Here is a 14,804-nt window from a genome sequence, read left to right on the forward strand (position 1 = left end):
CCGGGACGGTCGGGGTCATTCGAACAGGCTCCCGGTCGGCAGCGGCACGTTCAGCGCGTAGACGAAGGCGACGTCGATCAGGACGGTCAGCCCGACGGCCAGCACGGCGTTCATGATCAGGTTGCGCCGGCCCATCAGCCACATCAGCGCGAACAGGTAGGGCACCGTCGCGACCATGTAGCCGACATGCTCCATGCCGAACAGGCACAGCGCGGTCAGGGCGATGCCGATGGCCACGGTGCCGTAGCTGGCCTTGGGTTCGGCCTGCGCCGGATCGTCCGGGGGAGCGGCCGGCGCCCGCAACGTGTTGAAGACCAGGATCGCGCAGAGCACCAGCAGGGCGACCGCGAAGATGATGGGGAAACGGGCGGGGCCGACGTCGGTCTCCAGCATGGTCGGCGGGAAATCACCCGCGACGATGATGGCGGCGACCGCGACGGCCATGACCAGGACGGCGATGACCAGCGTGGCAAGGCGGTCCTGCGGGCGCAGGCCGGCCTTGCCGCCCGGAGCGGGAGCGTTGCTCATAATGGAATCTCCTTCGGACGCCCGGCGGCCCGAAGGCCGCCGGGGACACGCCGGGGATGCGGCTTACGTGAAGCGGCTTACTTGGCGAGGCCGATCTGCTTCATCAGCGTCTTGAACATCTCGGCGTCCTTCTCCATGGCCACCTTGTACTCAGGGCCGTCGAGATAGGCGTAGCTGAGGTTCATCTTGGTCAGCTGGTCGCGGAAAGCCTGCTCCTCGACCGCCTTCTTGGAGGCGGCGCGCAGCGTCTCGACAACGTTCGCCGGGGTCTTCTTCGGAACGACGATGCCGCGCCAGGTGGCGACCGTCACGTCGATGCCCTTCTCCTTCAGCGTCGGGGCGTCCGGGAACGCCTTGGAGCGCTGGTCGTCCATCACGGCCAGGATGCGCAGCGTGCCGGCGGCGACGTGGCTGGACACCTCGGCCGGGCTGACGCTGACCGCCTCGATGTGGTTGCCGAGAAGCGCCGTGACCGCCGGGTTGGCGCCGTCATAGGGGATGTGGCTGAACTTCAGTCCGGACTTGGTCGCCAGGGCCTCGGCGGCGAGGTGCCAGATGGCGCCGGTGCCGGAGTTGCCGATGCGCACCTTGCCCGGGTTCTCCTTGGCGTAGGCCAGGAACTCCTCGATGGTCTTCCACGGCGCGTTGGCGTTGACCGTGATGGCGCTCGGCTCCGCGTTCAGGCGGGCGATCGGGGTGAAATCCTCGACCGTGAAGCGGGCAACGCCGAGGTTCGGCAGGGTGGTGATCTCCACGGTGCCCATGCCGATGCGGTAGCCGTCCGGACGGGCGGCCATGATCTCCGACAGGCCGACGGCGCCGCCGCCGCCGGTCTTGTTCACCACGCCGACCGACTGCGGCAGGTGACGGTTCACGGCGTCCGCGTAGGCGCGGGCCACGAGATCGGTGCCGCCGCCGGCGGCGTACGGAACGATCAGCTCGATCGCCTTGGTCGGGTACTCGGCGGCCTGCACGGCGACCATCATGGTGGCGGAGGTCAGCGCGCCGACGACGGCGCCGGTGACGAAACGATAGCCCTTCATGAACGTTCTCCCTGGAAAATTGCTTGTGGTGGTGAGAGGGAAAAGAAACGACCCGCCGTTGCCGTGAAGCGGTCAGCGCGGGTTGAGACGCCGCCACGCGGCGACAAAGGCGTCCGCCCGGTCGCCGACCTCGGCGGCGGACAGGCCCGGCGCGTAGAGCGCGGACCCCAGCCCGAAGCCGGCCACGCCGGCCTCCAGGAACGGCGCCATGGTGTCCGGGGCGATGCCGCCCACGGGCAGCAGGCGGGTGCCGGTGGGCAGGATCGCGCGCATCGCCTTGATGACGCGCGGGCCGACCAGCTCCGCCGGGAAGATCTTCAGGGCGTCGGCCCCGGCTGACAGCGCTGCGAAAGCTTCCGTCGGCGTGGCGATTCCGGGCAGGCTGACCAAGCCCGCGGCCTTGGCGGCGCGGATCACCGCGGTGTCGGCGTGCGGCATCACGACCAGATCGGCCCCAATCTCCTTGAGCCGGGCCACCTGCTCGACCGCCAGGACCGTCCCGGCGCCGACCAGCGCGTCGCTCGGCAGCAGCCGGCGGATGGCGGCGATGCTGTCGAACGGATCGGGCGAGTTCAGCGGCACCTCGATCAGGCGGAAACCGCTGTCGTAGAGCCTCTGCGCGACGCCCTCCGCCTCCGCGGGGGTCAGGCCGCGCAGGATGGCGACCAGCGGCAGGGCGGAAAAGGCGGCGTCGAAGCGGGCCTTCAGGGATTCATCGGACATGATGGTCACTCCCCCGCCGGCGCGATCAGGCCGGCGGCAACGGCGAACTGGAAGAGCCCACGCGGGGCGGTGTTCTCAAGCCGGTCGGTGGGCTCGACGCCCAGCAGCTCCAGGCCGCGCATGTAGCGGCGGCAGAGCGCGCCCTCGCCGATCAGCAGCAGCGGACGGCCTTCATGCAGCTCGTTGCGCATGTGGCCGAGGCCGGAGACCAGCTCGTGCCCGATCAGCAGGCCGGACAGGTAATCCTTCAGAAGCTCCGCCGGCATGCGGCGGGTGATGCCGAGCGTCCGCGCGGCGAAGATCTGGTGCGTGAAGTCGCCCGGCCCGCCGGCCTGCGCCGCCCGCACGCCCTCGGCGAAGGCGGCGTCGGACTCGGCCTCCGCCGGGGCGGCGTCCGCCGGCATCAGCCGGCCGAGGATCGAATGCTTGCACAGGACGGCGAAGGTCTCGCCGGTCATGTAGGTGGAGAAGCGGATCATGCGCCCGCCGACGATCTCCACCCATTTGGAATGGGTGCCCGGAAGCACCATGCAGGCGTCGCGGCCCCAGTCGGGACGGTCGGCCAGCACGCCGGCGATCTGGATCTCCTCGCCGCGCAGGATGTCCGGCGGACCGCTCGGCGGGTCGTAGAGGACGCCCGGCGCGATCAGGATGCGGAAGCCCGACGCGCTCTCCACCGGAATGGCCTGCGAGGCCAGGGTGGTCGTGTCGGCGGGGCAACGGACATAGGGGGCCTCGCGCCATCCCTGGGCGCTGCCGACCATGCCCCCGGCCACCACCGGCAGACCGGGATGTGCGGCCAGCCAATCGCCGCACAGGTCGGCGAAGGCCTGCTCGAAGCCGGTGATGCCCGGCATCGGCAGGTTCTGTATGCCGTGCGCGTTGGCGCGCTGCTCCAGCACCCGCCCGTCGCCGCCCATCAGGAAGCCGCGCAGGCTCGAGGTTCCCCAGTCGAGGGCGATCAGCGATGCCCCGACGCCCGTTCGTCCTGTTTCCATCCCAAATCCTTTGAAATCGCGTCGGCGACCGCCCGGACCGCCGGCCCAAGCTCCTCCATCCGTTCGTCCGGCATGTAGGGCACGGCGCTCGCCACGCTGATGGCGGCGACGACCTGGTTGCGGACGTCACGGATCGGCGCGCCGACGCAGCGGATGCCGATTTCGTTTTCTTCAAGGTCGAAGGACCAGCCGCGGTCCACATAGGCGGCCAGCCGGGATTCGAACTCCGGCCAGGGCGCCAGCGGCGGCCGTTCCGGCGCCGCCGCGGTCAGGCGGAGCGCGTGGTCGTACAGCTCCGGCCAGCGCTCGCGCGGCAGGCCGAGGAGAAGCGCCTTGCCGAGCCCCGTGGAGGCCAGCGGCATGCGCAGGCCGATGCGCGACCGCATCTCCAGCCCGCGCGTGTTCGGAATCTTGTCGAGGTAGAAGACCTCCGCCCCCTCGACGACGCCGAGATGGACGGTGTCGCCGGTCTGGCGAGCCAGCTCCTCGATGTGCGGGCGGGCGATGGCGACCAGCGGGCGCTGCTCCAGCGCGCGCATGCCGAGCGCGATCAGCTTCGGCCCCAGCAGATAGCCCTTGTAGGGCACGTGATGCAGATAGCCGTCCTGGGTCAGGCTGTTGAGCATCCGGTGCGTGGTGCTGCGCGGCGTGCCCAGCCGGGCGGCGATGCCCTTCACGTCCCCGACGCCCGACGCCACGCATTCCAGGAGGGCGAGGCCGCGCATCAGCGTCTGGGTTCCGGAGGCCTGAGGCTTCTCCGGAGACGCTTGTGCATCGAGCGGATTTGCTCCGATGCCGGCCATATCCCCCCTCCCGCGTTCTTGTTCGATATCTGGCATATCAGTTTCCACCACCTTATGAAGGCGTAGGCAGTGTGTCAAATAAATAAATCATCGTCCATATAGTGAGACAACGCCGGTGCAGAACAGCCTTGCCCGGCCGTTCGGGCGGCCGTCTTGATCGGGGCGGCACCCCTGCCCATCTGTTCCCTTGAGGCGACCGGGGCCGCGCATGGTGCGGGCCACACAGGCCGTCTTCCCGCGCCTTCGCAAAGGGCGGGAACCATAACGAACGGAGTGCCTGATGGACTTCGGTCTGTTCACCGACCGTGCGCGCGGCGTCATCCAGGCTGCGCAACTGGCGGCTCTTGCCGGACGCCACCAACAGCTCGTCCCCGAACATCTCGTGAAGGCCCTGGTCGAGGACGCCGACGGCGTGCCCGCCAAGCTGATCCGCGATGCCGGCGGCGACCCCGAGCTTCTGAAGACCGCCGCCGAGGAAACCCTGAACCGCCAGACCCGTGTGGACGGCGAAGGGCCGCACCCGATCTTCATGTCCCCGGCGCTCGCCGGCGTGCTCCAGAACGCCGTCGAAACGGCGCGCGGGGCCGGCGACAAGTTCGTCTCCCCCGAACGGCTGCTCGAATCGCTGGCCGCCCAGGGCGGCAGCACCCGCGCGCTGTTCCACCGCGCCGGCGTCGATCCGGCGGTGCTGGTCGAGGGCGTCGAGTCGCTGAGCAAGAACCGCCCCGCCGACCGGCAGGAGGATTCCCAGATGGGCGAGGCGCTCGCCAAATACGCCCGCGACCTGACGGAAGAGGCGCGGCAGGGCCGTCTCGACCCGGTGATCGGGCGCGACGACGAGATCCGGCGGACCATCCAGGTCCTGGCCCGGCGCACGAAGAACAACCCGGTGCTGATCGGCGAGCCCGGCGTCGGCAAGACCGCCGTGGTGGAGGGTCTGGCCCAGCGGCTGGCCTCCGGCGACGTGCCGGAGGGGCTGAAGGACCGGCGCGTGCTCGCGCTCGACCTCACCGCCCTGCTGGCCGGCGCCAAGTTCCGCGGCGACTTCGAGGAGCGGCTGAAGGCCGTCCTGGCCGAGGTGCAGCAGGCGGCCGGCCGCATCATCCTGTTCATCGACGAGTTGCACTCGCTGATCGGCGCCGGCCGCACGGACGGCGCGATGGACGCCGCCAACATGCTGAAGCCCGCGCTGGCGCGCGGCGAGCTGCGCTGCGTCGGCGCCACCACGCCGGACGAGTACCGCAAGTACATCGAGAAGGACGCGGCGCTCGCCCGCCGCTTCCAGCCGGTGAACGTTGACGAGCCGTCCGACGAGGACGCCGTGTCGATCCTGCGCGGCATCAAGGGCAAGTACGAGGTGCACCACGGCGTGCGCATCGCCGACGCGGCGGTGGTCGCGGCGGTGCAGCTCTCCGCCCGCTACATCGCCGACCGCCGCCTGCCCGACAAGGCCATCGACCTCGTCGACGAGGCGGCCAGCCGCCTGCGCATGGCCATCGACAGCAAGCCGGAGGCCCTGGACGCCGTCGGCCGCCGCGTCGCCCAGTTGAAGATCGAGCGCGAGGCCCTGAAGTCCGAGCCGGACGCCGCGTCGCAGGAACGGCTGCTCAAGCTGGAGGCCGAACTCGCGGAGGACGAGGCGAAGCTGACCGCCATGGAGGAGGAATGGCGCGTCGGCCAGTCCCGCCGCACCGAGGGCCGCCTGAAGGAGGAGCTGGACCAGGCCCGCACGAAGCTGGAGCACGCGCAGCGCGACGGCGACTGGGCGAAGGCCGGCGAGCTGGCCTACGGCGTCGTCCCCGACCTGGAGAAGCGTCTGGCCGAGGCCGAATCCCGCGCCAACGCGGAGCGGGAGGAGGTCACGGCGAAGGACATCGCCGCCGTGGTCACCCGCTGGACCGGCATCCCGGTGGACCGCATGCTGGACAGCGAGCGGCAGCGGCTGAAGGGCATGGAGGACCGGCTGGCCGAGCGCGTCGTCGGCCAGGCGGAGGCGGTGCGCGCCGTCTCCAAGGCGGTGCGCCGGGCGCGGGCCGGGTTGAAGGACCCGAACCGTCCCACCGGCTCCTTCCTGTTCCTCGGCCCGACCGGCGTCGGCAAGACGGAGCTGGCCAAGGCGCTGGCCGCCTTCCTGTTCGACGACGAGACCGCGGTGACCCGCGTCGACATGTCGGAGTACATGGAGAAGCACTCCGTCGCCCGCATGATCGGCTCGCCTCCGGGCTATGTCGGGTATGACGACGGCGGCACGCTGGCCGAGAAGATCCGGCGTCGGCCCTATCAGGTCGTCCTGCTGGACGAGGTGGAGAAGGCCCATCCGGACGTGCTGAACGTGCTGCTCCAGGCGCTCGACGACGGGCGGCTGACCGACGGCCAGGGCCGCACGGCGGACTTCCGCCACGCGATCCTGATCATGACGTCGAACCTGGGGGCGGACGCCCTGACGGCGCTCGGCGAGGACGAAAGCCTGGAGGGCGCCCGGGTCGAGGTGATGGACGCGGTGCGCCGCGCCTTCCGGCCGGAGTTCCTGAACCGGCTGGACGACGTGCTGATCTTCCGCCGGCTGGGGCGCGAGCAGATGGCCCACATCGTGGACATTCAGCTCGCCCGCGTCGCCGACCGTCTGGCCGAGCGTGGCCTGTCGCTGACCGCCGACGACGCGGCCCGCGCCCGCCTCGCCGACCTCGGCTGGGACCCGGCCTTCGGCGCCCGTCCGTTGAAGCGGGCGGTGCAGAATCTGGTGGAGGACCCGATCGCCGAGCGTCTGCTCGACGGCGAGGTGGACGAGCGCTCGACCCTGCACCTGTCGGCGCGGGACGGTCGCCTGACCTTGGACGGTGTGCCCGTCGAGGAGGACCGCGCCACCGGCTTCAAGGCCCCGGAGCGCCCGCCGCTGGGCTTCGCCCTGACCGGCAGCGGCCGCAGTAGCGCCGCCGTTCACTGAGCGTGACGCGACACGAGACCCCCGGTCCGCAAGGACCGGGGTTTTTCGTTGCGCGCGTCCCCCAACGCACCATGGATGTCCCGCGCTCTGTGGTAAGCAGGGGTCCGTTGCGCCGTGATCGGCGCGCCATGCGGAGGGCCGGGGAATGAGTGGAATGAACGGCTACGGTGAAAACGCGGAAGCGCTCACGGAACAGTACGAGAGTGTGGCGTTCGCCGATGTGCATCGCGACGTGCTCCACCTCTTCCCCTCCCGGCCGAGCCGCATCCTGGACATCGGCGCGGGCACGGGACGCGACGCGGCTGCCCTGTCGGTCCTCGGCCACAAGGTGACCGCCGTCGAACCGACAGCGGAGCTTCGCGGCGCGGGGATGCGCATCCACGCCGCGACGCCGATCCGGTGGATCGATGATGGTCTGCCGGAGCTGGCGGAGGTGCGGAGCCAGGGCGGGCGCTACGACGTCGTCCTGCTCACCGCCGTGTGGATGCACCTTGATGATGACCAGCGCGGCATCGCGATGCCGCACATCGCGGGCCTCCTGACCCCGAACGGCAGGGTCATCATGTCCTTGCGGCACGGCCCCGTGCCTGCGGGGCGGACGATGTATGAGGTTTCGGCCGCCGAGACCATCGACCTCGCCGCGTCCGTCGGCCTTCGCTGCATCCATCGCAATGACCGGGAGGATATGCTCGGCCGCGGCGACGTGTCCTGGAGCTTCGTTGGGCTGGAAGCCCGCTGACGGCTTCCACCTCCCGCGTGTCGATGGCCGCGGTTAGGGGCGCTGACCTTCGGGCACCATCAGCCAGCGCGCCAGGGCGTAGAGGTTGACGGCCACATAGACCGCCGCCCCGACCACCCCCATGATGAGGCCGCCGAGCTGCTGGTCGGCCAGCGCCGACAGGCCCCAGGGCGCGGTTGTGTCCAGATGGTAGACGAACAGCGGCTGCGGGGCGAAGATCAGCAGCGCCGCCAGGATGGCGAGATGGACCGAGGTGCCGAAGGCCGACAGCAGCCCCCGCCCCCGCATCGCCCCATCGTCGGGGGCCAGCACCGTCCGCCACGCGGCCACCGCGCCGACGAGCAGGCTGGCGTGCATGACCCACAGCACCGCGTCGAAGCGCAGCGCCGCCATGTAGGGCCCCGGCAGGTGCCATACCCAGAGGAACAGCCCGAACAGACCCCAGGCGATCTCCGGAACCGCGAGGGGTGAGGCGAGGGTCCGTACCCAGCCCGGCCAGCGCACCACGCCCATCGGCCAGGACAGGACCAGCAGGGGCGCCGCCACCTGGATGGTCAGAAGATGCTGGACCACCCGCGCCGAGAACAGGGCGGAGGTCAGGTTGCACAACGGCGACACGAAGGCGGCGAACAGCACCAGCCATCCGGCGGCGAAGCACCAGGGCTGGTGCCGAGCCATGCCCGCCCCATGCCGCCGCACCACCATCGCGTATCCCACGGCGGCCAAGGCGAAGACGGACAGCAGGACCGGATCGCCGTTCCAGGCGCTCCAGAACCCCTCCGGCACCGGCGGGGCACCGCAATAGGGAATGATGGACGGCAGCGTCGCGGAGAGCGGCGTTTCGGTGAGCACGGCTGGACCTCCCTTGGCCTACAGCCGTGTAAAACCCGGAATGGCTCTCGGGTTCCCGAATGACGGGCGACCGAACGGGGCTCAGGCCCGCTCGGCGGTTTCGATCAGGTCGGTGCGCCCGATGCGGCGCAGGGAGGCCTCCAGCCGCGTGTCGTCCTCGCGGATCTCCCGCAGGGTGTGCAGCGTGAACATCACATGCGCCTCCGCCGCCGCATGGGCGGCCTCGGCGTCGCCGGCCAGCACCGCGTCGACGATGGCCAGATGCTGCTCCAGCAGCAGGTCGCGCACGCCGGGCCGGGTGTAGAGCCGGTCGCGGTTGTAGAACACGTCGTTGCGCAGCATTTCCGACAGCGCGCCCATGATGTGCAGCATCACCGTGTTGTGCGCCGCCTCGTAGAAGGCGAGGTGCAACTGGGCGTCCACGTCGGCCTCCTCCGACGGGTCGTCCTTGCCGTGGGCGTCGCGCATGCGCTGGGCCAGGGCGCGGATCGCCTTGCGGTCGAGGTCGGTCGCCCGTTGGGCGGCCAGCTTGGCGGCGGCGGCCTCGATGGAGGTGCGGAACTCCAGATAATGGAAGGGCGCGTCCGGATCGGATTGCAGCAGCGCCGCCAGCGGGGCGGCGATGGGCGCCAGGAACTGCGCGATGTGCGTGCCGTTGCGCCCGGAGACGAGCAGCCCGCGCTCCTCCAGCTTCTCCAGCGCGTCGCGCAGCGACGGGCGCGAGACGTCCAGCTTGAGCGCCAGATCGCGTTCCGGCAGCAGCTTCTCCCCCGGGCGCAGCACGCCTTCCCGGATCAGCGTCTCCAGATGGTCCGCGATGGCGTCCGCCAATTTGGCCGGCTTGATCATTCCCTTGCCTTGCCCCTTGCCCTGCATCCGCAGAAATCCCGCCCGCTTCCGAAGGTTAGATATCGTCAGGGCTCTCGCACGTCCAGCCCCCGCTCGCCCCGCGGCACCGTTTCCCGATCACACCGCCCCTGGAAGGGTCAGGTGGTAATACCACGGGCAAGAAAAAGTCTCTCGCTACGCTGACGGTAAATTGAATTTTCCCTATTGCCAACCATTGCGACCCAATGTATCCGTTCTGAGCCTTTGGTCATAAGTTTTGACCGGAGCCCAACCCAAGAAAAAACTGATTTCCACGACCCGCCGGGCGTGGAACGACAGGCGGCGCGCGTCCGGATAAGACGTGCGGATCCGGGCTCCACCCATGGTCGCTGGCCAAAGCGCAGAACCGAGAATCTGCGGCATAGGTAGGAAACATGCAGCCCTGGACACAAGTCTACGATCCCGCGGGTAACCTTTGGCTTTCGGCACTTGTGGCCGCGTTGCCGATCATTTTCTTCTTCATCGCGCTGACCGTTCTGCGCTTGAAGGGCCACGTCGCGGGCACCATCACCGTCGCCATCTCGCTGGCCGTCGCCATCCTGTTCTACAAGATGCCGGTCGGCATGGCGCTGGCGTCCGCCGGATACGGCTTCCTCTACGGCCTGTGGCCCATCGCCTGGATCATCGTGGCCGCCGTGTTCCTCTACAAGATCACGGTCAAGACCGGCCAGTTCGAGATCATCCGCTCGTCGGTGGTGTCGATCACCGAGGACCAGCGGCTTCAGATGCTGATGGTCGGCTTCTCCTTCGGCGCCTTCCTGGAAGGTGCGGCGGGCTTCGGCGCGCCGGTCGCCATCACCGCGGCGCTGCTGGTCGGGCTGGGCTTCAACCCGCTCTACGCCGCCGGCCTCTGCCTGATCGCCAACACCGCCCCGGTGGCCTTCGGCGCCATGGGCATCCCGATCATCGTCGCCGGTCAGGTCACCTCGCTCGATCCGTTCAAGATCGGCGCCATGGCCGGCCGCCAGCTGCCGCTGCTGTCCGTCTTCGTGCCCTTCTGGATCATCATGATCATGGACGGCTGGAAGGGCGTGCGCGAAACCTGGCCCGCCATCCTGGTCGCCGGCGGCACCTTCGCCGTCACCCAGTACTTCACCGCCAACTTCATCGGGCCTGAGCTGCCGGACATCACCTCCGCCCTGGTCAGCCTCGTCAGCATCACCGTCTTCCTGAAGTTCTGGAAGCCCAAGGCGATCTTCCGCTTCGCCAACTCCCCGCTGCCCGCCGGTCCGGTGCCGCAGTCGGTCGGCGCCATGGCGTCGAGCGAGTTCAACGCCCAGCGCGGCTACAGCGCCGGCGAGATCGCCAAGGCCTGGTCGCCCTTCCTCATCCTGACCGTGATCGTCACGATCTGGAGCCTGAAGCCCTTCAAGGCCCTGTTCGCCAAGGGCGGCGCGCTGGCCGACACGGTGCTGTACTTCCCGATCGCCGGGCTGGACAAGCTGGTGCTGAAGGCCGCCCCGATCGTCGCCTCGCCGAAGCCCATCGAGGCCGTCTACAAGCTCGACCTGCTGTCGGCCACCGGCACGGCCATCCTGATCTCCGCGATCATCACGATGATCATGCTGAAGATGCGCCCGGCCGACGGCGTCAAGACCTTCGTCGAGACGGTCAGCGAGTTGAAGCGCCCGATCTACTCGATCGGCATGGTCCTGGCCTTCGCCTTCATCGCCAACTACTCGGGCCTGTCCTCGACCCTGGCGCTGCTGCTGGCCGGCACGGGTTTCCTCTTCCCGTTCTTCTCGCCGATCCTGGGCTGGCTGGGCGTGTTCCTGACCGGGTCCGACACGTCGAGCAACGCGCTGTTCTGCGGCCTCCAGGCCACCACGGCGCAGCAGGTGGGCGTGTCCGACGTGCTGATGGTCGCGGCCAACACGACCGGCGGCGTCACCGGCAAGATGATCTCCCCGCAGTCGATCGCCGTGGCCTGCGCCGCGGTGGGTCTGGTCGGCCGCGAGTCCGAGCTGTTCCGCTTCACCGTGAAGCACAGCCTGTTCTTCGTCGCGATCATCGGCGTCATCACGATGATCCAGGCCTACATCCTGCCCTGGATGATCCCCTAAGCGTCAACGCCGGCCCCCCTTCTCCTCCCCCCGGGGAGAAGGGGCGTCATCCTCTGCCGAGCTCTATTCCCCTACGGCGCTGCTCGGCCTTCCATCCGGTCGGGTGGCGCCGCTTTCTTCATGGACCGCATTTCCCGTTCGGCGCAGCATCACAGCGCTGCGTTTGGTCAATTCATTTTACCATTGCGGCCACCCAGCAAATCGATTATCCGACGTACTGACTGTGGCACACAACAAGCCGTCCGTCCGACGGGCGGAAACGAACCCCGCCCCAGCACCCGCAACCCGGACCGGCGATCACGGAGGAGTCGTCGCGCGGTCCCAGATCCGGAGGCCCCGAGAACCGATGCTGCCCGCGCCCTACGACCGCCTGCACGCGGCCCTCCGGGAGTTCATGCCGGACGAACGCCTTGTCACCGACCCGCTGCGCACGCTGGCCTACGGGACCGACGGCAGCTTCTACCGCCTGATCCCGAAGATCGTCGCCATCGTCGAGGCCGAGGGCGAGGTGGTTCGGCTGCTCAACCTCTGCCGGGAACTGAAGACCCCGGTGACCTTCCGCGCCGCCGGCACCAGCCTGTCGGGTCAGGCGGTCACCGATTCCGTCCTTGTCCTGCTGGGCGACAGCTGGCGCGGCTGCACCATCCCGCCGGGTGCCGCGACGGTGACCCTCCAGCCCGGAGTCATCGGGGCGGAGGCGAACCGCAAGCTGGCCCCCTTCGGGCGCAAGATCGGTCCGGACCCGGCTTCCATCGCCACCGCCAAGATCGGCGGCATCGCGGCCAACAACGCCAGCGGCATGTGCTGCGGCACCGCGCAGAACAGCTACCGCACGCTGGCCTCCATGCGGCTGGTGCTGGCCGACGGCACGCTGCTGGACACCGGCGACGCCGCCAGCCGCGCCGCCTTCGCCGTCAGCCACGGCGCCCTGCTGTCCGGGCTGTCCGATCTGGCCGCCCGCACCCGCGCCGACGAGACGCTGGCGGAGCGCATCCGCAACAAGTTCCGCATCAAGAACACCACGGGCTACAGCCTGAACGCCCTGGTGGACTTCGAGGACCCCGTCGAAATCCTCCAGCACCTGATGATCGGGTCGGAGGGCACGCTCGGCTTCCTGTCCGAGATCACCTACAACACGGTGCCGGAACACGCCCACAAGGCGAACGCGCTGCTGATGTACCCGGATATCGGGGAGGCCTGCCGCGCCGTCGCGCTGATGAAGCCGACGCCGGTCTCGGCGGTGGAGCTGATGGACCGCGCCTCGCTGCGCTCGGTCGAGGGCAAGCCGGGCATGCCGGACTTCATCGGCGGGCTGGGGCCGGACGCCTCCGCCCTGCTCGTGGAAATCCGCGGCGAGGACGCGGCGGCGCTCGATGCCAACATCGCCGCGGTCAGCGCGGTGATCGCCAGCACCCAGACGCTGTTCCCCCCCACCTTCACCACCGACGCCAAGCTGGGCGAGAGCTACTGGAAGATCCGCAAGGGCCTGTTCCCGGCGGTCGGCGCCATGCGCAAGGTCGGCACCACCGTCATCATCGAGGACGTGGCCTACCCGCTCGACCGGCTGGCCGAGGCGACGGTCGAGCTTCAGGCCATGTTCCTGAAATTCGGCTACACCGAGGCGATCATCTTCGGCCACGCCCTGGAAGGGAACCTGCACTTCGTCTTCACCCAGGCCTTCGACACCGACGAGGAGGTGGACCGCTACCGCCGCTTCATGGACGCGGTGTGCGATCAGGTGGTGCGCAAGTACGACGGCTCGCTGAAGGCGGAGCACGGCACGGGCCGCAACATGGCCCCCTTCGTGGAGATGGAGTGGGGTCCGCAGGCCTACGGCCTGATGAAGGAGATCAAGGCGCTGCTCGACCCGCAGGGCCTGCTGAACCCCGGCGTCATCCTGAACGACGACCCGGAGGCGCATCTCAAGAACCTGAAGGCGATGCCGCCCGCCCACCCGCTGGTGGACACCTGCATCGAGTGCGGCTTCTGCGAGCCGACCTGCCCGTCGCACAAGATGACGCTCTCCCCCCGCCAGCGCATCGTCGGCTGGCGCGAAATCTCGCGCCTTGAGGCTACGGGCGCGGACGCGGCGCGGCTCGGCGCGTTGCACGAGGCCTATGATTACCAGGGCATCGATACCTGCGCGGCCTGCGGCCTCTGTTCCACCGCATGCCCGGTGGGAATCGAGACCGGGCTGCTCATCAAGGCGATCCGCGGCGACCGCCGCGGGGCAGTGGCCCAGGGGTTCGGCACCTACGTCGCCGACCACACCGCCGGAGCGCTGTCGGTCGCCCGCGCCGGCCTGAAGCTCGCCGATCTGGCCAAGCGGACGCTCGGCGACGGCACGGCCAATGCGCTGTTCGAGGGGCTGCGCACCGTGACGGGCCAGCGCCTGCCGCACCTGCCGCGCGCCCTGCCCACCCCGACCAACTTCACGCCGCTGCCCCAGGCCGAGGCGTCCGCCGACGCGCCGACCGTCGTCTATGTGCCGAGCTGCACCAGCCGCAGCATGGGGCCCGCCGCCAACGATCCGGAGAAGACCCCGCTGCCGGTGAAGGTGGAGGCGCTGTTCCTGAAGGCCGGCTACCGCGTCGCCTATCCGGAGCAGCTGTCCTCGCTGTGCTGCGGCATGCCGCTGGAGAGCAAGGGCCTCGCCGCCCAGGCCGACGCCAAGGCGGAGGAGATGGTGCGCGCCATCTGGGCGGCCAGCGCCAGCGGCACCGCCCCGGTGGTCCTCGACACCAGCCCCTGTTCCTTCCGGCTGAAGAAGCATCTGAAGGACGCCGGGCTGCAGGTCCTGGATCTGGTGGAGTTCATCCACGACCATCTGCTGGACCGGCTGAGCTTCACCAAACAGACGGAGCCGGTGGTCCTGCACCTGACCTGCTCCACCCGCCGCATGGGGCTGGATGCCAAGATGAAGGCGGTGGCCGCCGCCTGCGCCACCCAGGTGGTGGTGCCGGAGGACGTCGGCTGCTGCGGCTTCGCCGGCGACAAGGGCTTCACCACGCCGGAGCTGAACGCCCACGCCCTGCGCCACCTGTCCAAGGACATCCCCGCCGGGGCCAAGGCCGGCTATTCGAACAGCCGGACCTGCGAGATTGGTCTATCCGACCACTCCGGCCTGCCGTACCGTTCCATCGTCTATCTGGTCGATGCCTGCTCGACGCCGAAGGCTTCCGCCATGGCTTCCACGCGCGCGTCGGAACCCGCGTTCTGAGGC

11 protein-coding genes are annotated in these 14,804 nt (G+C 69.4%); 4 read left to right on the plus strand and 7 right to left on the minus strand.

Annotated features, from left to right (window positions below; genetic code table 11):
• Positions 1 to 15 precede the first annotated feature (15 nt).
• From ABVN73_RS23210 to ABVN73_RS23230, 5 genes are all read right to left on the minus strand, one after another.
• Positions 16 to 528: a tripartite tricarboxylate transporter TctB family protein gene (locus tag ABVN73_RS23210; RefSeq protein ID WP_353860954.1), complete on the minus strand. Its 513-nt coding sequence runs from the start codon at positions 526 to 528 to the stop codon at positions 16 to 18.
• A gap of 77 nt (positions 529 to 605) precedes the next feature.
• Positions 606 to 1,514, minus strand: coding sequence for a tripartite tricarboxylate transporter substrate binding protein (locus ABVN73_RS23215; RefSeq protein WP_353861432.1), 909 nt, complete (start codon positions 1,512 to 1,514; stop codon positions 606 to 608).
• A gap of 129 nt (positions 1,515 to 1,643) precedes the next feature.
• Positions 1,644 to 2,294: a 2-dehydro-3-deoxy-6-phosphogalactonate aldolase gene (locus tag ABVN73_RS23220; RefSeq protein WP_353860955.1), complete on the minus strand. Its 651-nt coding sequence runs from the start codon at positions 2,292 to 2,294 to the stop codon at positions 1,644 to 1,646.
• Positions 2,295 to 2,299: 5 nt separating this feature from the next.
• Positions 2,300 to 3,292 (minus strand): 2-dehydro-3-deoxygalactonokinase, encoded by a 993-nt coding sequence (locus ABVN73_RS23225; RefSeq protein ID WP_353860956.1) that lies wholly within the window; start codon positions 3,290 to 3,292, stop codon positions 2,300 to 2,302.
• On the minus strand, positions 3,256 to 4,017 hold the full coding sequence (locus tag ABVN73_RS23230; RefSeq protein ID WP_353860957.1) for an IclR family transcriptional regulator: 762 nt from the start codon (positions 4,015 to 4,017) through the stop codon (positions 3,256 to 3,258). Before ABVN73_RS23230 ends, ABVN73_RS23225 begins: the two co-directional genes overlap by 37 nt.
• Before the next feature lie 358 nt (positions 4,018 to 4,375).
• Here ABVN73_RS23230 and clpB point away from each other — a divergent pair, with 358 nt between their 5' ends.
• Together clpB and ABVN73_RS23240 are read left to right on the plus strand one after the other, a co-directional pair.
• Positions 4,376 to 7,039, plus strand: coding sequence for an ATP-dependent chaperone ClpB (clpB, locus tag ABVN73_RS23235; RefSeq protein WP_353860958.1), 2,664 nt, complete (start codon positions 4,376 to 4,378; stop codon positions 7,037 to 7,039).
• A 145-nt stretch (positions 7,040 to 7,184) separates the two neighbouring features.
• Complete coding sequence (locus tag ABVN73_RS23240; protein ID WP_353860959.1) at positions 7,185 to 7,778, plus strand: class I SAM-dependent methyltransferase; 594 nt, start codon at positions 7,185 to 7,187, stop codon at positions 7,776 to 7,778.
• 33 nt (positions 7,779 to 7,811) lie between these two features.
• Here the strand turns inward: ABVN73_RS23240 and ABVN73_RS23245 are convergent, their stop codons facing one another.
• Both ABVN73_RS23245 and ABVN73_RS23250 read right to left on the minus strand, forming a co-directional pair.
• Positions 7,812 to 8,630, minus strand: a complete 819-nt coding sequence (locus ABVN73_RS23245; RefSeq protein ID WP_353860960.1) for a cytochrome c oxidase assembly protein — start codon at positions 8,628 to 8,630, stop codon at positions 7,812 to 7,814.
• Between the two features lie 81 nt (positions 8,631 to 8,711).
• A complete protein-coding gene (locus ABVN73_RS23250; protein ID WP_353860961.1) occupies positions 8,712 to 9,479 on the minus strand; it encodes an FCD domain-containing protein in 768 nt (255 codons plus the stop codon).
• 413 nt (positions 9,480 to 9,892) lie between these two features.
• Here ABVN73_RS23250 and lldP point away from each other — a divergent pair, with 413 nt between their 5' ends.
• Both lldP and ABVN73_RS23260 read left to right on the plus strand, forming a co-directional pair.
• Positions 9,893 to 11,581, plus strand: coding sequence for an L-lactate permease (gene lldP / locus ABVN73_RS23255; RefSeq protein WP_353860962.1), 1,689 nt, complete (start codon positions 9,893 to 9,895; stop codon positions 11,579 to 11,581).
• A gap of 346 nt (positions 11,582 to 11,927) precedes the next feature.
• Positions 11,928 to 14,801 carry an FAD-binding and (Fe-S)-binding domain-containing protein gene (locus tag ABVN73_RS23260; RefSeq protein WP_353860963.1) on the plus strand — a complete coding sequence of 958 codons (2,874 nt, stop codon included), beginning with the start codon at positions 11,928 to 11,930 and terminating at the stop codon, positions 14,799 to 14,801.
• Positions 14,802 to 14,804: the final 3 nt, after the last annotated feature.

The sequence above is a fragment of the Azospirillum formosense genome (genome assembly GCF_040500525.1).
Classification (GTDB): Bacteria; Pseudomonadota; Alphaproteobacteria; order Azospirillales; family Azospirillaceae; genus Azospirillum; species Azospirillum formosense_A.

Coding starts and splice junctions, on each gene's coding strand:
- ABVN73_RS23225 (WP_353860956.1), bottom strand. CDS start 3,292: ATGGAAACAGGACGAACGGGCGTCGGGGCATCGCTGATCGCCCTCGAC.
- ABVN73_RS23260 (WP_353860963.1), top strand. CDS start 11,928: ATGCTGCCCGCGCCCTACGACCGCCTGCACGCGGCCCTCCGGGAGTTC.
- ABVN73_RS23250 (WP_353860961.1), bottom strand. CDS start 9,479: ATGATCAAGCCGGCCAAATTGGCGGACGCCATCGCGGACCATCTGGAG.
- lldP (WP_353860962.1), top strand. CDS start 9,893: ATGCAGCCCTGGACACAAGTCTACGATCCCGCGGGTAACCTTTGGCTT.
- ABVN73_RS23230 (WP_353860957.1), bottom strand. CDS start 4,017: ATGCGCGGCCTCGCCCTCCTGGAATGCGTGGCGTCGGGCGTCGGGGAC.
- ABVN73_RS23215 (WP_353861432.1), bottom strand. CDS start 1,514: ATGATGGTCGCCGTGCAGGCCGCCGAGTACCCGACCAAGGCGATCGAG.
- ABVN73_RS23210 (WP_353860954.1), bottom strand. CDS start 528: ATGAGCAACGCTCCCGCTCCGGGCGGCAAGGCCGGCCTGCGCCCGCAG.
- clpB (WP_353860958.1), top strand. CDS start 4,376: ATGGACTTCGGTCTGTTCACCGACCGTGCGCGCGGCGTCATCCAGGCT.
- ABVN73_RS23240 (WP_353860959.1), top strand. CDS start 7,185: ATGAGTGGAATGAACGGCTACGGTGAAAACGCGGAAGCGCTCACGGAA.
- ABVN73_RS23220 (WP_353860955.1), bottom strand. CDS start 2,294: ATGTCCGATGAATCCCTGAAGGCCCGCTTCGACGCCGCCTTTTCCGCC.